General features: G+C 65.8%; 21 protein-coding genes. 8 read left to right on the top strand and 13 right to left on the bottom strand.

The features are described 5' to 3' along the window. Positions 1–172 precede the first annotated feature (172 nt). The 3 genes from ABU113_RS01735 to ABU113_RS01725 form a co-directional block, all read right to left on the bottom strand. Complete coding sequence (locus ABU113_RS01735; RefSeq protein ID WP_454557748.1) at positions 173–796, bottom strand: glutathione S-transferase family protein; 624 nt, start codon at positions 794–796, stop codon at positions 173–175. 140 nt (positions 797–936) lie between these two features. After that, a complete protein-coding gene (locus tag ABU113_RS01730) occupies positions 937–1,182 on the bottom strand; it encodes a DUF2312 domain-containing protein (protein ID WP_454557747.1) in 246 nt (81 codons plus the stop codon). An 81-nt stretch (positions 1,183–1,263) separates the two neighbouring features. After that, on the bottom strand, positions 1,264–1,599 hold the full coding sequence (locus ABU113_RS01725; protein WP_454557746.1) for a DUF1244 domain-containing protein: 336 nt from the start codon (positions 1,597–1,599) through the stop codon (positions 1,264–1,266). A gap of 76 nt (positions 1,600–1,675) precedes the next feature. Between ABU113_RS01725 and pyk the strand changes: the two genes are divergently transcribed. Next, positions 1,676–3,115 carry a pyruvate kinase gene (gene pyk, locus ABU113_RS01720; protein WP_454557745.1) on the top strand — a complete coding sequence of 480 codons (1,440 nt, stop codon included), beginning with the start codon at positions 1,676–1,678 and terminating at the stop codon, positions 3,113–3,115. A 34-nt stretch (positions 3,116–3,149) separates the two neighbouring features. On the opposite strand, the gene ABU113_RS01715 is transcribed toward pyk, so the two are convergent. Together ABU113_RS01715 and ykgO are read right to left on the bottom strand one after the other, a co-directional pair. Continuing rightward, positions 3,150–3,761, bottom strand: coding sequence for an HAD family hydrolase (locus tag ABU113_RS01715; protein WP_454557744.1), 612 nt, complete (start codon positions 3,759–3,761; stop codon positions 3,150–3,152). A gap of 14 nt (positions 3,762–3,775) precedes the next feature. Next, positions 3,776–3,901, bottom strand: a complete 126-nt coding sequence (ykgO, locus tag ABU113_RS01710; protein ID WP_454557743.1) for a type B 50S ribosomal protein L36 — start codon at positions 3,899–3,901, stop codon at positions 3,776–3,778. Positions 3,902–4,068: 167 nt separating this feature from the next. Here ykgO and ABU113_RS01705 point away from each other — a divergent pair, with 167 nt between their 5' ends. After that, positions 4,069–4,884, top strand: a complete 816-nt coding sequence (locus ABU113_RS01705; protein WP_454557742.1) for a metallophosphoesterase family protein — start codon at positions 4,069–4,071, stop codon at positions 4,882–4,884. Positions 4,885–5,090: 206 nt separating this feature from the next. Beyond that, entirely contained in the window at positions 5,091–5,942 is an 852-nt protein-coding gene (locus ABU113_RS01700; protein WP_454557741.1) for a universal stress protein, read from the top strand. Positions 5,943–5,983: 41 nt separating this feature from the next. On the opposite strand, the gene ABU113_RS01695 is transcribed toward ABU113_RS01700, so the two are convergent. Both ABU113_RS01695 and galE read right to left on the bottom strand, forming a co-directional pair. Then, on the bottom strand, positions 5,984–7,516 hold the full coding sequence (locus tag ABU113_RS01695; RefSeq protein WP_454557740.1) for a glucose-6-phosphate isomerase: 1,533 nt from the start codon (positions 7,514–7,516) through the stop codon (positions 5,984–5,986). A gap of 132 nt (positions 7,517–7,648) precedes the next feature. After that, positions 7,649–8,644, bottom strand: a complete 996-nt coding sequence (gene galE / locus ABU113_RS01690) for a UDP-glucose 4-epimerase GalE (protein WP_454557739.1) — start codon at positions 8,642–8,644, stop codon at positions 7,649–7,651. Positions 8,645–8,838: 194 nt separating this feature from the next. Between galE and ABU113_RS01685 the strand changes: the two genes are divergently transcribed. From ABU113_RS01685 to gpmA, 5 genes are all read left to right on the top strand, one after another. After that, the gene (locus tag ABU113_RS01685; RefSeq protein WP_454557738.1) at positions 8,839–9,159 is read left to right on the top strand and encodes a hypothetical protein; all 321 of its coding nucleotides are present in this window, start codon (positions 8,839–8,841) and stop codon (positions 9,157–9,159) included. A gap of 31 nt (positions 9,160–9,190) precedes the next feature. Beyond that, on the top strand, positions 9,191–9,808 hold the full coding sequence (locus ABU113_RS01680) for a DUF4136 domain-containing protein (RefSeq protein ID WP_454557737.1): 618 nt from the start codon (positions 9,191–9,193) through the stop codon (positions 9,806–9,808). A gap of 7 nt (positions 9,809–9,815) precedes the next feature. Then, a complete protein-coding gene (locus tag ABU113_RS01675; RefSeq protein ID WP_454557736.1) occupies positions 9,816–10,964 on the top strand; it encodes a M14 family metallopeptidase in 1,149 nt (382 codons plus the stop codon). A 108-nt stretch (positions 10,965–11,072) separates the two neighbouring features. Further along, positions 11,073–12,302, top strand: coding sequence for an NAD(P)/FAD-dependent oxidoreductase (locus tag ABU113_RS01670; RefSeq protein WP_454557735.1), 1,230 nt, complete (start codon positions 11,073–11,075; stop codon positions 12,300–12,302). A gap of 101 nt (positions 12,303–12,403) precedes the next feature. Next, positions 12,404–13,090, top strand: a complete 687-nt coding sequence (gene gpmA / locus ABU113_RS01665) for a 2,3-diphosphoglycerate-dependent phosphoglycerate mutase (protein WP_454557734.1) — start codon at positions 12,404–12,406, stop codon at positions 13,088–13,090. 13 nt (positions 13,091–13,103) lie between these two features. Here gpmA and ABU113_RS01660 read toward each other — a convergent pair whose 3' ends face one another. From ABU113_RS01660 to ABU113_RS01635, 6 genes are all read right to left on the bottom strand, one after another. Then, complete coding sequence (locus ABU113_RS01660; RefSeq protein ID WP_454557733.1) at positions 13,104–15,422, bottom strand: PAS domain S-box protein; 2,319 nt, start codon at positions 15,420–15,422, stop codon at positions 13,104–13,106. Between the two features lie 264 nt (positions 15,423–15,686). Next, on the bottom strand, positions 15,687–16,961 hold the full coding sequence (locus ABU113_RS01655; RefSeq protein ID WP_454557732.1) for a tetratricopeptide repeat protein: 1,275 nt from the start codon (positions 16,959–16,961) through the stop codon (positions 15,687–15,689). A gap of 182 nt (positions 16,962–17,143) precedes the next feature. Continuing rightward, positions 17,144–17,569, bottom strand: coding sequence for an ExbD/TolR family protein (locus ABU113_RS01650; protein WP_454557731.1), 426 nt, complete (start codon positions 17,567–17,569; stop codon positions 17,144–17,146). Positions 17,570–17,574: 5 nt separating this feature from the next. Beyond that, positions 17,575–18,036, bottom strand: a complete 462-nt coding sequence (locus ABU113_RS01645; protein ID WP_454557730.1) for an ExbD/TolR family protein — start codon at positions 18,034–18,036, stop codon at positions 17,575–17,577. 34 nt (positions 18,037–18,070) lie between these two features. Beyond that, positions 18,071–18,781, bottom strand: coding sequence for a MotA/TolQ/ExbB proton channel family protein (locus ABU113_RS01640; RefSeq protein WP_454557729.1), 711 nt, complete (start codon positions 18,779–18,781; stop codon positions 18,071–18,073). A 61-nt stretch (positions 18,782–18,842) separates the two neighbouring features. Continuing rightward, positions 18,843–19,448, bottom strand: coding sequence for an energy transducer TonB (locus tag ABU113_RS01635; protein WP_454557728.1), 606 nt, complete (start codon positions 19,446–19,448; stop codon positions 18,843–18,845). Positions 19,449–19,850 lie beyond the last annotated feature (402 nt).

The raw sequence follows: 19,850 nt of genomic DNA, 5'->3' as shown, positions 1-19,850 counted from the left end.
CCCGATCATTGCAAGGAGGATGCCAGACCGCGCACCCTTTGAAATCAACAGGTTGGAGAAACATCCCCTACTCCCGCCGTGCCGATTCGGCACAGAGTGTCAGGGCTGTCCAGACGCGGAACGCCGGCCCTCGATAACGCGGATACGAGGCGGCAATCCGCCTGACTCGGGATCAGCCGGCGCGGGCTTTCATGAATGCCTCCAGCGCCGCCGCCATTTCCCGGTTCATCCGCAGGCCGGTTTCCGACAGCTTGGCGCGATCCCAGTAGGCGGCAAGCTTCGGGTGGCCGGCCACCAGCTCTGCGGTGTGGCCGCGGGCGTTGAGCGCATCGGTGAAGAACAGCACCGGCATCAGGGCACAGTCGGCGAGCGTGAAGTCAGCGCCCAGCGCGTGCGGGCCGGTGGCGGACAGATAATGCTCGATATAGCCCAGCGCGGCGGCGAAGCCTTCCCGGTCGACCGGCTTGCCCTGGAACACCGGCGCGAGCTGCGGCACCACATAGACATCCACCAGACGGGAGATCAGGCGGGAGCGCGCCCGGTCGCGCGGATCGTCCGGCAGGATCGAGGGGCGCGGGTGCATCTCGTCGAGATACTGGACGATGATTTCCGACTCCGGCAGCGCGAAATCGCCATCGACCAGGGTCGGCATCTTGCCGATCGGGTTCAGCTTGAGAAAACCCGCCGATTTCAGGCCGCCTTCCGGCTCGTGCACCGGCAGGCTCAGACCCTTGGCGCGCGCCGCCAGCACGACGCGCATGACAAACGGAGACAGCAGGCCGCCATACAGGATCATCGTTACCCCCCCAGCGTTTGATCACTATCGAACGCACCAGCCTAACGCGGTGCCCCGGGCGCGCCAAGGGCCTGGGGGTGACGTGCGTCGGGGGGGCTCGGCGCAATGGCCTCATCCTGCCCCCGCGCGACGCGGGTTCGTCAGTCCAGCAGACCGAGCGCGGTCTTGTAGGTCTCCAGCAGGGCTTCCATCTCCATGCGCTTGTGCTTGTCCATGGCGCGCAGCTTGATGATGGTGCGCATGGTCTTGGAGTCGAAGCCTTGTGACTTGGCCTCGCCATAAACGTCGCGGATATCCTCGGCGATGCCCTTCTTTTCCTCTTCGAGCCGCTCGATCCGCTCGATGAACTGGCGCAACTGCTCGACCGCGACGACATCGCCCGACATGCTGATTCCTTCCCTGGGTCCTGAAGAGCCGGCATCCCTAGCGACTTGTGCCCACGCGAACAAGGGGACTCTCGCCTGCCCTCACCCCTCGCCGCGCACGGCCTTGTTGCGGGCGACGCTGGCATCCATGCGCGCCATCTGTTCCGGTGTCGCCGGCGTCTGGTGGCGCGACTTGTAGTCATCGTAGCGCATGCCATAGACCCACTGGCGAGCGGCCTCGCGGTCCAGCGCCACGCCGCGCGCCGTGGCCGCCTCGGCGACCCAGTCGGACAGGCAGTTGCGACAGAAGCCACCCCAGCCCATCAGGTCGATGTTCTGCACGTCGGTCCGCTGGCGCAGGTGCTGGAGCAGGTGGCGGAACGCCGCCGCCTCGATGGCGTCGCGCGTCGCCGTGTCGATGTGCGTGTTCTTGTCCATGATGGATTCCCTTTCCCCGCGCAGGCGTGTAACGGTGAGTGTATCGCTCATTCAGCCAGATACGTGATCCTCGCCCATGTTCAAGCCGCGCCGTCGCAAGGTCCGCATTGTCGCCACGCTGGGGCCAGCCAGCCGATCACCGGACATGATCCGCGCGCTGTTCGAGGCCGGCGCCGACGTGTTTCGCATCAACATGTCCCACGGCACCCAGGCCGACCGGGCCGAGATCATCGGCAACATCCGGGCGCTGGAGGAGGAGGTAGGGCGGCCAACCACCATCCTCGTCGACCTTCAGGGGCCGAAACTGCGGGTCGGCACCTTCGCCGACGGCCCGGTGGAGCTGAAAAAGGGCCAGTTGTTCACCTTCGATCGCGACGAACGCCCTGGCAACGCCGAGCGGGTCCACCTGCCGCACGCCGAGGTGTTCTCCGCCCTTTCGGTCGGCGCCCGGCTGCTGATCGACGATGGCAAGGTCAGTGTCGAGGCAATCGAGGTCCACCCCGACCGCATCGTCACCAAAGTGCTGGTGGCGGGCAAGATCTCCAACCACAAGGGCGTCAATGTCCCCGACGTGGTGATTCCGCTGGCGGCGCTCACCGACAAGGACCGCCGCGACCTCGCCTTCGCGCTCGACGCCGGTGCCGACTGGATCGCGCTGTCGTTCGTCCAGCGGCCCGAAGACGTGGCGGAAACCCGCAAGCTGGTGGCCGGCCGCGCCGGCGTGCTGGCAAAGATCGAGAAGCCCTCGGCGATCGACCGGCTGGACGAAATCCTCGACCTCGCCGACGCGGTGATGGTTGCCCGCGGTGATCTCGGCGTCGAGCTGCCGGTGGCGGAAGTGCCGCCGCTGCAGAAGCAGATCGTCGCCGCCGCCCGCGCCAAGGGCAAGACGGTGGTGGTCGCCACCCAGATGCTGGAATCGATGATCCAGAACCCGGTGCCAACCCGTGCGGAAGTCTCCGACGTCGCCAATGCCATCTACGACGGCGCCGACGCGGTGATGCTGTCGGCCGAATCGGCCGCCGGCAGCTACCCCATCGAGGCGGTCGCCATGATGGACGAGATCGCCGCCCAGGTGGAGGGCGACCCGACCTATCAGGCGCGTGTCCATTTCAGCGAGACCCGGCCCGAGGCTACCTCGGCGGACGCCATCTCCGCCGCCGCCGGCCAGGCCGCCGCGACGCTGGCCGCCAAGGCGCTCTGCTGCTTCACCACGTCGGGCTCCACCGCCCACCGCGCCTCCCGCGAGCGGCCGAACGCGCCGATTCTGGTGCTGACCCCCAGTCTGGAGACCGCGCGCCGGCTCGGCATCGTCTGGGGCCTGCACGCCGTGCGCACCAAGGACGTCACCAGCTTCGAGGAGATGGTGGAGAAATCCAAACGGATGGCGTTGCGCACCAAGCTTGCCAGCGCCGGCGACCGGGTCATCATCATGGCCGGCTACCCGTTCGGCACGCCGGGCTCCACCAACGTGCTGCACATCTCCCGCCTGCAGGGGAGCGAACTGAAGGACTGAACCACCGGCAACGCGGTGCCAGGACCGGCCAGCCTCAGAGCAGGCCGGCCTCGACAAGCGCCGTCTCCAGCCGGGCGGCGTCAGTGAAGTGATGCCCCACCAGGCCGACGGTCTCGCTGGCCGCCACGTTGTCGGCGCGGTCGTCGACGAACAGCGCCTCGCCCGGCGCCAGCCCGAACCGGGCCATGGCGATGTCGTAGAGGCGCCGCGCCGGCTTCATCACCTTTTCCTCGCCCGACACCACCACATCGCGAAAGTGCCGCATCACCGGACAGGCGTCGCGAAAGGCCGGGAAGAACTCGGCGGAAAAGTTGGTGATGGCGAACAGCGGCACGCCGCGCGCGGCCAGCCCCTCGACCAACGGCCAGACGCCCGGCACCGGGCCGGCGATCGTCTCCAGCCAGCGCGGGCCGTACAGCCCGATCAGCTTGGCATAACGGGGAAAGCGCGCCGACAGCTCCGGCACCGTCTCGGTGACAGAGCGTCCGGCGTCGTGCTGAAAATGCCAGTCATGCGTGACCACGTTCGCCAGGAACCAGTCCAGCTCCCGCGGATCATCGATCAGCTTGGCGTAGAGATGACGAGGATTCCAGTCGATCAGCACGCCGCCGATGTCAAAGACAACGGCGTTGAGCTGGCTGGTCACGACAGCGCCGGGACTCAGCCCTGGCGCGCCTTGAACCGGCGGTTCGTCTTGTTGATCACGTAGACGCGACCACGACGACGGATCACCCGGCAATCCCGGTGGCGGGTCTTCAGCGACTTGAGCGAGTTGCGAATTTTCATGGCGTTCGTCGTTTATCGTGGTTTCAATGGAAGCAGCGCGGATATGGGCCCGCGCGGCTTTTGTCAAGCCTTGGCTGGCCCGCGCGTGCCGATTGTCATTGGCAAGAACGCACCTCATCTGCCATTCAGGCGTGGCAAGGACAAGCCCGCGCAAGGACGAGCCTTTGATGAAGCGACTGCTGTCGCACCTGTTAGGTCGGCCCCGCGCCGCCACCGAGGCGCCCCAGCCTCCCATGGCCTCGGCGCCGGAGGGCATGCGCCTGATCGCGATCGGCGACGTGCACGGCCGGCTGGACCTGCTGCAGGGCCTGGTGCATCGACTGGAGGCCGAGGTGAAGGCCGGCCCGACGCTCGACACCCGCCTGATTCTGCTGGGCGATTACATCGATCGCGGACCGCAGTCCGCCGACGTGCTCGACTGGCTGTGCGACCACCAGCCGGACTGGGCGCGCGTCCACCTGCTGCGGGGCAATCACGAACAGGCCCTGCTCGATATACTCGACGGCACCGCCGATGACGAAACGATCAGTGCCTGGCTGCTTTACGGCGGGCGCGACACCCTGGCCAGCTACCGGCTGGGCGCGCCGGTGGTCTATGCCGACGATCCCGCCTACATCGCGGAGGCGGTGCGCAAGGGCGTACCCTCGCGCCACCACCGGCTGCTGGGCGACATGGTGCTCAGTCTGCGTTTCGGCGACTATCTGTTCGTCCACGCCGGCGTACGCCCTGGCGTGCCGATCGACGCGCAGTCGCGCCAGGACCTGATATGGATCCGGGAACCTTTCCTGTCGTCCACCGAAGATTTCGGCGCCGTGGTGGTCCATGGTCACTCGATCACCCGCACGGTGAGCGAGCGACCCAACCGAATCGGCATCGACACCGGCGCCTACAGTTCGGGTCGGCTGACCGCGCTTGTCGCGGAAGCGACGCAGCGTCGCTATGTCACCACCGGCACCCCTGACGATCCGCGCGCCGGTCTCTGAAATGCCCGGACTGCCGCACACCTGGACACTCGGGGCTTGATGTCATCGGGCATTTGGGGGAACAGTCAACAGACTGGAATCGTGGTCATCCTGAACACGACACCAGCAGGAGACAGTGGGGCGCGCGATCAGCCGTCCCGTCCTTGACGCTACCCAACGCACGGCTCCCCGACGCCGTGCGGGCGCCAGAACGGCAGGAGGACAGATTGCATATCCCCCCCAAGGTTATCCTTTTCCCGACCGACTTCAGCAGTCGCTGCGACCGCCCGCTGGCGCGGGCCCTGAAACTGGCCCGGCAGTGGAATTCCCGGCTCATTCTGCTTCACATTCTCGAAGATCGTAAGCCGCCGCGGCCGGACAGCGAGGAAAGCCGGGAGGAAGCCCGCCTCGTCGAGAAGCTGCGCGAGGACATCGACGCCGACGACGTGAACCTGGAAATCCGCCTGGGCCACGGCGATGTCGCCAGCACCGTGGCCGCCGCGGTGGATGAACTGGGTGCCGATCTGGTGGTCACCGGGGTCGCCCGCTACAATGAATTCGGCGATTTTGTCCTTGGCACAACCGTGGACCGCCTGATCCGTCGCAGCCGGGCGCCGGTGTTGATCGTCAAGCAGCGCGTCCGCCATGATTACCGGGACATCCTCGTCGCCAGCGACTTCTCGACCTGCTCGGCCCACGCCCTCAAGGTCGCCGGCGCACTGTTCACGGACGCCCGGTTCCACCTCGCCCATGCGTTTCACGTGCCGTTTTCCGGCTTTATCGACAAGCAGACGGCAATGCCTGAACTGCAGGCCCATGCCGAAACGGATCTGCGCGCCTTCCTGCAGGAAGCCAATATGCCGGCGAGCATCGCCGGACGGGTTGTCCCGCATCTTGATTACGGCGAGGTGTGTTCGATGGTCCGCCGGGTGGGCCGAGATTTCGGCACCGACCTCGCCGTCATCGGCACCCATGGCCGCAGCGGCTTCATCGCCACCATGATCGGCAGTGTCGCCGAGGCGCTACTATCGTGCCTCGACAGCGACGTACTGATGGTACGGGAACTTCCCGGCGCCTGACGACGAGGGCCCGCGGGGCGCCGGCACCCATGGCGACCGGCCTACCGGGTGCGCAACCAGCCGACCAACGCCGCCGCCTCGGCGTCCAGTCCGCTGGTCTCGCCTGTCGCCAGCGCCCGGTCCATGCCGGTGGCGAGCGTCTTGCCCAGCTCCACGCCCATCTGGTCGAAGGCGTTGACCCCCATCAGCAGGGCAAGGGCGAAGGTGCGATGCTCATAGAAGGCGAGCAGCGTGCCCAGTGACTCGGGCGTCAGGGTCTCAAGCAGGATCATCGTCGAAGGCCGATTGCCGGGGTAGGCCCGCACCGGATCGTCGGGCGACGCCCGGCCGTGCATCAGGACACTGGCCTGGGCCAGCGCATTGGCGAGCAGCGTCCGGTGACGCGCCTCCTGTCCCGCCCCCACCGGCTTCGCGCAGGCGATGAGGTCCACCGGCGCCCAGTCGGAACTCTGGTGCAGCCACTGGAACACCGCGTGCTGCCCATCGGTACCCACCCCGCCCCAGATCACCGGTGCTGGCGCGCCCGTGTACGGGAGGCCCTCGGCCGTCACCCGTTTGCCAAGGCTTTCCAGTTCCAGCTGCTGGAGATAGGGCACCAGCAAGCGCAGCCGCTCATCATAAGCGAACACCGCCCGGCTGCCCGCCCCGGCGGCGGCACAGGCATAGCCCGAGACCGCGGCAAGCGTCGCCGCATTCATGTCATCGCCGGCGACATGGGTATCCATGATCCTTCCGCCAGCGCGCAGGGCCATGAACACGTCCCAGCCGAAGGTCAACGCGATGGTGACACCGACCGGCGACCACAGGGAATAACGACCGCCAACCCATTCACCAAAGGGCAGCACACGACTGGCATCGACGCCATCCGCCGCCGCCAGGTCCGTTCGGGCGGTGACCGCGAGTGTCCGTGCGCCGGGGTCGGCGATACCGCCGGCGCGCAACCAGTCATGCGCCAGCTGCAGGTTGGCCTGGGTTTCCAGCGTGGTCCAGCTCTTGGACACCGCCACCACGAGGGTCCGGGCGGGGTCAAGACCGGCGACCGCACGCCGGAAGGCCTGCGGGTCGATGTTGGCGGCCAGGCGCGTCTCGAAACGGCGGGCACAGGTGGGCGCCAGCGCCTCCAGCACCAGTGCGGGGCCGAGATAGGAACCACCCATGCCGAGATGGACGATGGCGTCGTAACCGCTGTCGGGCGCCCTAAGCCGCTCGACGGTTGCCTGCATCAACCGGTCCGCCTCGGCGATAGGCGCGGCCACTGCGGCTCCCGTGGCGTCATGTTCGGGTACGGCGAAGCCGCGGGCGGCGGTATGCAGGGCGGCGCGTTGCTCGCTGGCATTGACGATGGCGCCCGACACCATGTCGGCGAACGCCTGACGCCAGCCGCCGGCCGGCCACAACGGTGAAATCGCCGCCCACAGATCGGGGGACAAATGCGTGCGACTGAAATCAAGACGCAACGCGCCTACTTGGCGGATCAATCCCGGCCACGTCGGCGGGCGACGGACGGCGAGGCGCGCCAGTGGTTCTTCAAGTTGCTGACAAAGCTGGGTGGCGACGCTTTCCCATTCCTTCATGCCCGGGACACCTCCTTGAGCTTGCATGGTTGCGTAAAATCCTGTGCTGCCGTCACGGCCGTTATCCGGCGATCATGCGACAGCGATATGACGTCCGCGCGACGATCGGCGACGCGGTTTCGGCTGCCCTCGTCAGAGCCTGTCGGCCAGCCCACGCTCCCAGTCGAGCGCGGTCCTGACGATATGGTCGAGGTTGCCGTGGCGCGGCTGCCAGGTGAACGCCTCGGTGATCTTGCGGTTGTCAGCGACCAGTGCCGCCGGATCACCGGCACGGCGCGGCGCCATGATCCGCTCGATGCGGTTGCCGGACACCCGCTCCACGGCATCCAGCACCTCCAGCACCGAAAAGCCGCGATTATAGCCGCAGTTGAAGAGCAGGCTCTCGGCCGGCGCCTCGATCAGCCGGCGCAGCACCAGCACGTGCGCCTCGGTGAGGTCGGTGACATGGATATAGTCGCGCACGCCGGTGCCATCAGGGGTCGGATAGTCGGTGCCCATCACCGAAATGGCGCCGCGCTTGCCCAGGGCGGCCTCGACCGCCACCTTGATCAGGTGGGTGGCATCCTTCGTGGACTGGCCGGTGCGCCCCTGCGGGTCGGCGCCGGCGACATTGAAGTAACGCAAGGCGCCATAGTTCAGGGGATAGGCGGCCGCGCAGTCGCGCAGCATCACCTCGGTCATCAGCTTGGAGGCGCCATAAGGATTGATCGGCACCGTCGGGAAATCCTCGGCGACCGGCGTGCGGTCGGGCACGCCATAGACGGCCGCCGTCGACGAAAAAATGAAGTGGCTGACCTTGTTGCGAACCGCGCTTTCGATCAGCGCACGGCTCTTGGCGGTATTGTTGTGGTAATATTTCAATGGGTTGGAGACCGATTCCGGCACCACCACCGAGCCCGCGAAATGCATGATGGCGCGAATGCCCTGTTCGCCGCAGATGCGGTCGATCAGCCCGTCGTCGGCAATGTCACCCTCGTAGAAAGGCACATCGGCCGGCACCGCCCAGCGGAATCCCGTCACCAGATTGTCGACCACCACGACAGGAAAGCCGGCGTCCTTGAGCGCCAGCACGGCATGGCTGCCAATATAGCCGGCACCCCCGGTGACCAGGACTGGATGATCGCTCAACTCTTCCCCCTCCCGGCGGCGCCCGCCGGACAGTCGCTGCGAAATCTCGATCACGCGGGTAGCGCATTGCCCCCGCGAGGGCAACCACGCCCAATACAACCATAGGGCGCCACACCGCCACCCTGCACCACCACGATGGTTACCTTTCCTTGAGGAAGCCGGTGCATGGTAAGGCCGGGGAAAGGCGGAACTGGATGCATTACCTGCTCTACATGATTGGTCTGGCGGCGGTGGCGATTGGCGTCGGCTACGGCATGTACACCAGCAATATCATGTTTCTCTCCAACGGGTTACTGGTTGGCGTCTTGTTCGGCGCCATCGGCAAGGGCGTGCACCTGCTCGACCAGATCGAATCACACCTGCGGCTGGGCGAGATCACCACCCGCATGCGCGAGGAGCGTCGCGACACCAAGGAACGTTACAGCCAGGCCGGCGACCGCCGCCAGCGGCCGCGTGCGCCAGCGCCACCTGCTGGTGCGACGAGGGGCGTTGCCCCGCCCCAGCGCCGGGGCTAGGCTAGCCGCCTGTCCTGATTGGGAGAGGCTCATGGCCACATCTATCACGCGGTCCATCCTGCGCGTCGCGGCGCCGTTCATCGCCCTGTCACTGCTTGCCGGTTGTGCCGACACCCGCTTCAAGGCCGACGTGGTGCGCTTCCACAGCGGTTATCAGCCAGCTCCGATGAGCGTGGCGCTGGTGCCCGCCGATCCGGCGCTCGCGGACAGCCTGGAGTTCACGGCCTATGCCAACCAGATTGGCGCCCGCCTCGGCCAGCTCGGCTTCGCGCCGGAGCCCGACCCCGCCAAGGCGGCGCTGGTCGGCCAGATCAGCTACAGCTCAGCGACCCGGCGCGGCCTCAAGGAAGACTCGCCGGTGAAGGTCGGCGTCGGCGTCGGCGGTGTCGGCAGCCATGTCGGCGTCAGCCTCGGCACGGCGTTTGGCATCGGCGAGAAGACCAGCAACGACGTCAAGGTCAACAGCCTGTCACTGCGGCTCGTCAAGCCCGGCGGCGAGGCGGTGTGGGAAGGTCGCGCCAGCAGCGAGAACCCGGCGAAAACTGGCGATTTCGCCACCACCTTGCCCAAGCTGATCGATGCCCTGTTCACGGACTTTCCAGGCCCGTCCGGTCGCACCACCCGTTACACCGAGCCCGCAGGGAAGTAGCCGTTCCATGACCATTGCCATTTCCGCCAACTTCGACAGCGGCAACATCGAGGTGCTGTCGATCCGCGGCCCGCACGAGATCGAGCTGGCGATTCGCAAGGACGCCCAGTCGGACTTCTACCAGTGGTTCCACTTCCGGCTGACCGGGGCGGCGGGTACGCCGTGCACGCTGCGCATCGTCAACTGCGGCGGCGCGGCCTACCCCGACGGCTGGCCGGGCTACCAGGCCCGCGTCTCGGAGGATCGCCAGAGCTGGACCCAGGCCGAGACCAGCTATGCCGACGGCGTGCTGACCATCCGTTACACGCCGCGCACCAGCAGCGCCTGGTTCGCCTACTTCGCGCCTTACAGCATGGAACGTCACGCCGACCTCGTCGCCCGCATGGCCAACCGGCCGGGCGTGAGCGTGTCGGTGCTGGGCCAGACGCTGGACGGGCAGGATCTCGATCTGCTGACCGTCAGTGCGCCCAACAGCCATGCCTCGGACAAGGAAAAGCTGGCGGTATGGCTGATCGCCCGCCAGCACCCCGGCGAATCCATGGCCGAATGGTGGATGGAAGGCATGCTGGAGCGCCTCACCGACCCCGCCGATCCGGTGGCCACGCGGCTGAAAGAACGCGCCTGTTTCTACGTCGTCCCCAACATGAACCCCGATGGTTCACGGCGGGGACACCTGCGCACCAACGCCGCTGGCACCAACCTCAATCGCGAATGGCATGAGCCCAGCCTCGACAAGAGCCCCGAGGTCTACCACGTGCTCGCCCACATGGTGCATGTGGGGTGCGACGTCTGCCTGGACGTCCATGGCGACGAGGCGCTGCCGCACAACTTCATCGCCGGTTTCGAAGGCGTGGCGGCGGCGAGCCACCACCAGTTCGCCCTGCTGGAGCGCTACAAGGCGGCACTCGCCCGGCTCAGCCCGGACTTCCAGACCCGCGTCGGCTATCCGCCCGCCGCGCCGGGCAAGGCCAACATGAGCATGTCCACCAATGCGCTGGCCGGCCGGTTCGGCGCGCTGGCGATGACGCTGGAGATGCCATTCAAGGACGTGGCGGAGAATCCCGACCCGCTGCACGGCTGGTCGCCTGAACGCGCCAAGCACCTGGGCCGCGCCTGCCTCGACGCGCTGCTGGAAGTCTCGCCCGACATCCGCTGAGACGCGTGCCTGCCAACCTATCCGCCCAAGCGGGTTGATCTGGCCGGCGTCCCGGGGCATGAGTCCGCCCGGATTGTTGCAGGCCACTGCCGGGGGAGAAGAAGCATCATGGCTGTTGCGGATCGGGACGTGTTGATCATCGGTGCGGGGCACGCCGGCGCCATGGTGGCGGTGGGCCTGCGTCAGAAGGGCTTTACCGGCTCGATCCTGATGGTGGGCGAGGAGCCCGCCCTGCCCTATGAGCGACCGCCGCTGTCGAAGGCCTATTTCGTCGGCGCGCTGGAGGAGCAGCGGCTCTACCTGCGCAAGGCGGAGTTCTGGCAGGAGCGTGACGTCGAGGTCCGCGTGAGCACCATCGTCGCCCGCCTGCGCCACGAAGACCATGAAGCCGAACTCACCGACGGCACGGTGGTGCGCTACCGCCATTGTGTCATCGCCACCGGCGGCCGGGTGCGCAAACTGAGCTGCCCGGGCGCCGATCTCGCCGGCGTGCATTACCTGCGGACGCTGGCCGACGTCGACGCCATCCGCGGCGACCTCAAGGACGGCGCGCGCATGGTGGTGATCGGCGGCGGCTATGTCGGCCTGGAGATGGCGGCCTCGGCCCGCAAGCTCGGCTATGACGTCACCCTGATCGAGGCGCTGGACCGGGTGCTGGCCCGCGTGACCAGCCCGATCATCTCCCGCTTCTACGAGGCCCAGCATCGCGCCCACGGCGTCGACGTGCGGCTGGGCACCGGCGTCACGGCCATCGAAGGCGGCGACCACGTCACCGGCGTCAGGCTGGCGACGGGCGAGGTGGTGCCGGCCGATCTGGTGGTCGTGGGCATCGGCATCCTGCCCAATACTGAACTCGCCCACGAATCGGGGCTGGCCTGCGACAATGGCGTGGTGGTGGACGAACTGTGCCGCACCACCGACCCGGACGTATTCGCCATCGGCGATGTCGCCAGGCACCCCAACCGCTACGCCGCCGACGCCATGCGCCTGGAATCGGTGCAGAACGCCGTTGATCAGGCCAAGACCGTGGTCGGCGTCATCATGGGCCAGCCAGAGCCCTACAAGGATCTGCCGTGGTTCTGGTCCGACCAGTATGACCTCAAGCTGCAGACCGCCGGGCTGGCCATCGGCTACGACGAGACAATCGTGCGCGGCGATGCCACCACGGCGCCGTTCTCGGTGGTTTATCTGCGCGACGGCCAGATCATCGCCATCGACGCCGTCAACGCCATCAAGGACTTCATGGGCGCCAAGGGCCTGATTCAGGCCGGCGTGAAACCCGACAAGGCGCGGCTGGCCGATCCGGCGGTGCCGATGAAGGAACTGACCGGCGCCTGATTACCGCCGCCCGACGACGCGACGGCTCTTTCCTCCCGCTCGCTCAGGCTCTAGAGGGTCGGGCGACCGAGACAACCACTTGTGCAATGAAGGGCTTCCCGATGCCGCAGCTCGTTCTCATCCGCCACGGCCAGTCGGCCTGGAACCTGGAAAACCGCTTCACCGGCTGGTGGGACGTGCCGGTGACCGACAAGGGCGCGGACGAGGCGCGGGCGGCCGGCCGCGACCTCAAGGCCAAGGGCTATGCCTTCGACGTCGCCTACACCTCGCTGCTGACCCGCGCCATCAAGACCCTGAACCTGGTGCTGGAGGAAATGGGCGACCTCTGGCTGCCGGTGCACAAGGACTGGCGGCTGAACGAGCGCCACTATGGTGGCCTGACCGGGCTGAACAAGGAAGAGATGGCCGCCAAGGTGGGCGAGGAGCAGGTGTTCATCTGGCGCCGCTCGTTCGACATTCCGCCGCCGCCGCTGGAGACCACCAGCCCGTTCGACGTCTCCACCGACCGCCGCTACGCCGGCCTGCCGGTGCCGCAGACCGAGAGCCTGAAAGACACCATCGCCCGCTCGCTGCCGCTGTGGGACGAAGCGATCGCGCCCGACCTGAAAGCGGGCAGGCGGGTCATCATCGCCGCTCACGGCAACTCGATCCGCGCACTGGTCAAGCACCTCGACGGCCTGTCGGACGAGGCCATCACCAAGGTCGAAATCCCCACCGGCCAGCCGCTGGTCTATGAACTGGACGCGGCGCTGAAGCCGACCGCCAAGTTCTACCTCAAGGACCGCTGACCACGCCGTCCGCTCAGGCAGGCGCCCCATGGCCAAGTGCGGCCGCCAGCTGGGCCGCCAGCTGCCTGATGTTGAACGGCTTGTGCAACACAATGACCTCGTGGCCGCCCTCGCCCTGCAGCGCCTGATCGGCAAATCCCGACATCAGCAGTACCGGCAGGTCGGGTCGCAGGCTCCGAATCGTCCGCGCCACGTCGAACCCGCTGACGCCGCTGGGCAACACGACATCACTCAGAACCAGGGCGTAGTCGCCGCCGGCGCGCACGGCCTCGATGGCGGCGGCGCCATCGGTCGTCACGGTCGGCCGATAGCCTAGCGAGATCAGCCCCTCCTCCAGCCAGGCCCGCACATCGGGATTGTCCTCGACCACCAGCAGTCGCTCCCCGGCGCCGCGCTCGATGGCGCTCACAGGGTCGACGGAAGCGACCGCCACGGCGGGCTCGCGCGCCCGCGGCAGAAAGATAGCGACCGTCGTGCCCCGCCCGGGCGCGCTGTCGAGCTGCACGTAGCCACCTGACTGGCGGGCAAAACCATAGACCATGCTGAGACCAAGGCCCGTGCCCTTGCCGACATCCTTGGTGGTGAAAAAGGGCTCGAAGGCACGCGCCATCACCTCCGCCGACATGCCCCCCCCGGTGTCGGTCATCGCGACCCTGACGAACGGCGCCTCGCCCTGACGGTCGGGCTGATCGGGTCGTGAACGGGGCACCACCACGTTGCCGATGGCGATGGTGATGCGTCCCCCCGCGGGCATGGCATCGCGGGCGTTGATCGCCAGGTTCAGTATGGCTTCCTCGAACTGCGCGGGGTCGATCATGCTCGGCCAGGTGCCCGTCTCCTCGTCGACCTCGATCGAGATCGCCTCGCCCAGCGTCCGGCGCAGCATCGCCACCATGCCGCGCACCAGCGCGCCCGCGTCGGTCGGCTGCGGGTTGAGCGACTGCCGGCGCGCGAACGCCAGCAGTCGCCGGGTGAGCTTCGCGCCCCGCTGGGTCGCGGCAACCGCGCGCTTGATCAGCGTCTTGTCCTGTTCGTTGACCTCATGGCGCATCGCCAGCAGTTCAAGGTTTCCCATGATGATGCTGAGCAGATTGTTGAAGTCATGCGCCATGCCCCCGGTGAGCTGGCCGATCGCCTCCATCTTCTGGGCGCCGCGCAACTGTTCCTCCAGTGCGCGCCGGTCACTGACATCGCGAACAACCGCCCACATGCCCGTGGGCTCGCCCGTTTCGTCGCGGCGCAGGAAGGCGCGCACCTCGATCGGAAACACCTCGCCATTCTTGCGGACATGCTCATAGTCCAGCACGCCGGAATAGCCCCGCTCGTTGATCTCGACCATCGCCTCCTGCATGGCGGCGTGCCAGCGCGGCGGGGTGATGCTCTCGATGGTGCGCTCGCGCATCTCCTCGGCCGTGTAGCCCAGCATCTTCAGCGCCGCCGGATTGAACTGGGTGTAACGACGGTCGTTGTTGGTCAGCAGCAGGGCATCGGGAATATTCTCGAACAGGAAGCGGTAGCGCTCCTCGGCGGCCCGAAGCTCCGCCTCGACGGAAAGCTGCGCGCTGATGTCCTGGACCGTGCCACGCGACCGCAGCGGCGTGCCGTCCTCGGCATAGATCGTATTGCCGCGCTCAACCACATGCTTGATCCGCCCGTCGGGAAACTGGAGGCGATGGGTTATCTCATAGGTGCCGCGCTCGCGCACCGAACGCAGAAAAGCCTCGTTGACCAGCGTGCGGTCGTCGGGATGAATCTTGTTGAGGAAGGCCTCGTAGGATGCCTCGAATATGCCGGGGTCGATCTCGAAAATCGTATAGATCTCCGGCGACCAGTGCAGGCGGTTGGTCGCCAGGTCCAGCTCCCAGCTGCCCAGCTGGGCAATCCGCTGCGCCTCGCGCAACCGCGCTTCGCTGTCACGCAGGGCATGCAGGATGGTATGGCGCTGATCAATGTCCTCGATCACGGCGACCAGGTAATCGGGCTGGCCATCGGCATCCCGGATCAGCGACAGGTTGAGATTGACCCAGACGAAGCTGCCATCGGCCCGCACATGGCGCTTTTCCCGGGAGTAACCGGGTATGGCTCCCTCCAGCATCTCGCGAATGCGGTCGACGTCCTCCGCCACATCCTCGGGGTGCACGACCTTCCTGAATGACTGGCCGACCAGATCAGCGGGATTGTACCCCAAAATCGCGGCGAAGCGGGCGTTGACCGCCGTGAAGATGCCTGAGGTATCGGTCACCGCCAGACCGACCGTCACGCCGTTGAACAGGCGGTCCAGCGCCGGGGCGTCCATTGTCCCTTCCCTCATGGTCGAGATGGGATCGCTCACCCCATGCCTCCGGTCGAAACCACGTCCGTGCTCACCGTGCCGGTGCCCTCCCCAACGCGCAAGAGACTAGTCCTATCGCCGGTCATCAGACGCGGAAAGCATTTGAAGCAGCAGCATTTCACCACCGTGGACCTTACTCAATGCCTCATATGGTCTAAGCCGCGACGACGAGATGGCATAAGCCTCAGCAATGAGAACGGCGGCCGGAACTGATCCCGGCCGCCGTGTCATTGGGTTACCAGTCCGGTAACGGCAGGCTGATGCTTACTGAGCCTTCCGGGTCGCGTAGGCCGCCCAGAGATCAGCCAGCGGCCGCGCCAGCGCGCCCTTCACGTTGGCGAAGGCAGGCAACGCCTCCGCCGCCCGGCCGCCGCCCACGAGCGCGATACCCAGCTGCAGGTTGACCTCGTCCGGGTTCTTGACGCCCTTGGAAAGCGCCAGCTGGTAGAACTCGATCGCCTTGGCATAATCGGCATAGCTGAGATAACCCTGACCAACGACCGACGCCGCGAAATCACCGGTCTTGCCGGCACGGGCTTCCTTCTCAAGACCCGGCAGCGACTTCTGGTCCGCGCCGACACGACCCTTGGCCTGGGTCAGCATCTCGTTGGCAACGCCCTTGGCCTTGGTGAACACGCCATTGGCGATGCCCTTCTCCAGCACCGACTTCGCCTCACCCGGCAGGCCGCGCTTGGTGAGCGCGATCTCCGCCATCTCGATGTAGTCGCGCTCGCCAACCAGCGCCTCGTTCAGCCACTGCAGGCGGTAGGAGTCGAGGATGAGCGGATCGGTCATCCCCGGCGTGTCACGATAGAGCACCAGCGCGTCGCGCCAGTTGGTGGACGACGGATAGGCCTTCACCAGCTCCAGCATCGCCGAACGCAGCTCGGCCTGGTTGTTGGCGCGCAGCGCGGTCTGGGCGACGATCTTGTAATAGGATTCCTCGACCGGCTGGCCCAGCCGCGTGGCCGTGGCGATCGCCTCCTTGAACGCGCCCAGCGCATTGCTGAAGTCGTCCTGGTTGTAGTAGACGCGGCCGAGGTTCATCCGGGCGTCGACATTGTCCGGCGCGAGTTGCAGCAGCCGCTTCGACTGCTCGATCGCCTTGGGCATGTCCTGACGCTGGAAGGCCAGCGCGATCAGGTTCTGGAGGATTTTCGGCCGATCAGTCTCCGCCGTGAACTCGCTGATCGCCATTGCCTCAAGCGCCTGCTCAAGCATGGCATTGTCTTTCAGCGCCAGCGCCGTGTTGTATTTAAAATTGTTGATGAAATAGCGATCATCCGCGGTCAGGTCCGGCAGCGCCTCGGCCTCGGCGATCTTCGGCTTGGCTTCCTCGAACTTCTGCTCGCCGATCAGCTTCTGAATCTCGCCAAGCGGCTTCTGGGCCTTCCTGCTGGCCTTGGGCACCTTGCCCTTGGGCTCTTCCTTCGTCTTGTCGGCGGCCACTGCCGGCACGGCGATAGCCACGGCGCCCACCGACAGCAGGCCAAGCACCAGCGCCGACGTCGCGGCGCGCGAAAGCATCTTCAGTGTCATCTACGGACCCTCCCGTTTAGGTCGGCGCGCATCAACGCATGACCTACGGTTAAACGCAAGTGGGGCCGGATATACCGGCCCCACCCTGAACTTACCCTGAACCTTGGCGTGCCAAAGCCGGGCGCATGTTCTGACTGGCGTGAGGCTCTTGCCAACTCAGTTGGCGGGAGACCCATGCCAACTCAGTTGGCGTATGCCTCGTTGCCGACAAAGCCCATCTTGGTGACGCCCATCTTCTGGGCGGCCGCAAGGACCTGATCGACAATTTCGTACTGCGCCAGCTTGTCAGGCCGGATGTGGATTTCCGGCTCCTCCGCCGCCGTTGCCGCGCGACGGAAGTACTGCGTAACCGTCGGCAGGTCGACCGGCTGACCATCCCAGTAAATCTGCCCCAGGAAGTCGACCTCAACCTTGTGGATCACCGGCTGGGTCGTCGGTGGCGGCTGGTTGGGGTTGTTCTGCGGCATATCCAGCTTCACGGCGTGAGTCTGGATGGGAATGGTGATGATGAACATGATGAGGAGCACGAGCATCACGTCGATAAGCGGCGTGGTGTTCATTTCCCCCATCGGGGCGGAATCGTCGCTACTTCCAACACTCATTGCCATAGCGATTAATCCCTCGTGACTTCGCCGGCGACCGGTTCGGAGATGAAGCCGACCTTCGGAATACCCGCGAGCTGCACGTTGAAGATCACGCCACCAATAAACTGGTAGGGTGTCGTGCGATCACCGCGAATATGCACTTCCGGCAGCGGCTGACCCTTCTGCACCGCCTCGATCACCTTGGTCTTGACCACTTCCCGAAGTTCGGTCTTGCCGCCTTCGAGAAGCTTCGCGCCAAGGTAGACATTGCCTTCGGCATCGACGGACACGACGATGTTCTCGGGCTTGGTCTCCAACGGCAGGTTGGTGACCTTCGGCAGATCGACGGGGGCCGTCTGAATGACCACTGGAACGGTGATGAGGAAGATGATGAGGAGCACCAGCATGACGTCGACGAGCGGCGTCGTGTTGATGTCCGACATCGTGGAGCCTTCGCCACCACCGTCAGACGGGCCTACACTCATTGCCATGGGATGATCTCCCTAAAGAGGCAGGCGATGCCGGTTACTTCTTGGCGGCCGGAGCAGCAGCCGACTGCGGCGCCATGCGCGAACCCGACATCAGGAAGGCGTGCACGTCGGCCGAGAACGCATTCAGATCGTCCATCACCGCCTTGTTGCGACGCAGCAGCCAGTTGTAGCCCAGCACCGCCGGCACGGCGACGGCCAGACCGATGGCGGTCATGATCAGCGCTTCACCGACCGGGCCGGCGACCTTGTCGATCGACGCCTGACCGGCCATGCCGATCTTGATCAGCGCGCGGTAGATACCGATCACGGTACCGAACAGACCGATGAACGGCGCGGTCGCACCGACCGAGGCGAGGAACGCCAGACCACCCTGCAGGTGACCGTTGATCGCGTTAACCGAACGCTGCAGCGACATGGTGAGCCACTCATGCGCGTCGATCTTGTCGGTCAGACGGCCTTCGTGGTGATCGGCGGCACGCAGGCCATCGTCCACGATCTGGCGATAGGCGCTGTTCTTCTCCAGCTTGGCGGCGCCTTCCTTGAGGCTGGCCGAGGACCAGAACTTCTTGTCCATGTCCTTGGCCTGCTTCATGATCTTCTGCTGGTCCCAGGCCTTGGTAAAGATGATGTACCAGGAAACCAGCGACATGAGGGCCATGATGCCAAACGTCGCCTGGGCGACGAAACCACCCTGCTCAAGCGCGGCTTTGAAGCCATACGGATTTTCAACGGCAACCTGTTCCATTTCGAACTTCCTCTAACGAATCGTTTTATGTCGGTTTATGGCGTGTGACTGGCGGTCCGCGTTACTTGCGGATCTGCCACCTGATGTTCTGCGTCTTCCGCTCGGCGACCGGCTGACCATCCTCGGTCGCCGGCGTGAACCGGAAACGACGCGGAATGATATCGCAGGCCTTTTCGTCAAGCCGCGGGAAACCGCTGGACTTCACGACCTGACAGTCGGTCGCGCGGCCATCGGCGGTCACGGCATAATTGACGACCGTGACACCCTCCTCGCCAGCGCGCAGCGACGCGGACGGGTAGTCCTCCTCGCTGATGACGTTGCGCTTGCTCGGCACGGACGGCTTGCGCACGACCTGCTTGACCGGCTCCGGCGCTGGCTGCACCGGCTGCGGCGTATCCTGCCTCACCGTCGTCTGGGTGGTGATGGTAGGCTGCGTCGTCGGCGGCGGCGGCAGCTCGATCGGCAGATCGGGCGGCGGCACGTAGGGCGGAATTTCTTCCAGCTTTTCAGGGGGCGGTGGCGGCTCCTCCTCCTTTGGAAGCTCCTCCTTGATATCAAGGACCTCCATAGGATTACGGATAACCTGCATCACCTTGGGCGCCAGTCCGGCCGAGAAGGCCCAACCAAGCCCGATGTGAATGACAATGACGACGCCTAGCGCCGCCATACGTCCGGAACTCATTCGCTGATCTGTGTACGCCATCGAAGGGGGCTCAGCTCCTCTCCCACGAACTGAATGTGACCGTCCCGAGTGCCCGCGAGCAGCGCTCTCTCACTTGTTTGTCGGCCAATTGCCGCCACAAGCGAGCACTAAAAACGAAAAGTGGACGTCCGCCGACGGTTCGCCGGACCCCCACCTCGCGCAAATTAATAACCGCGAGGCTTGCCGCCCGCAACCGCATTTTTCGACAGAACGGCCGCTTTTTTGAAGCTTCACATATTGTTAGCGTCCGCGCTCGTGGTGTAATTTCCGGTGTAGGCGATGGTGTATTCCGGGGTGGGGCATGCCCCACCCCGGAATGCGGCGTCGCTGGTGGCCACCGGGTTCATCGTTATGGTGGAGTTTGCA

It is taken from the genome of Parapedomonas caeni, assembly GCF_041060555.1.
Lineage (GTDB): Bacteria > Pseudomonadota > Alphaproteobacteria > Sphingomonadales > Sphingomonadaceae > CAUJIW01.
Note: the sequence above shows the minus strand (reverse complement) of the source record. Positions and strands in the feature narration are given on the sequence as shown.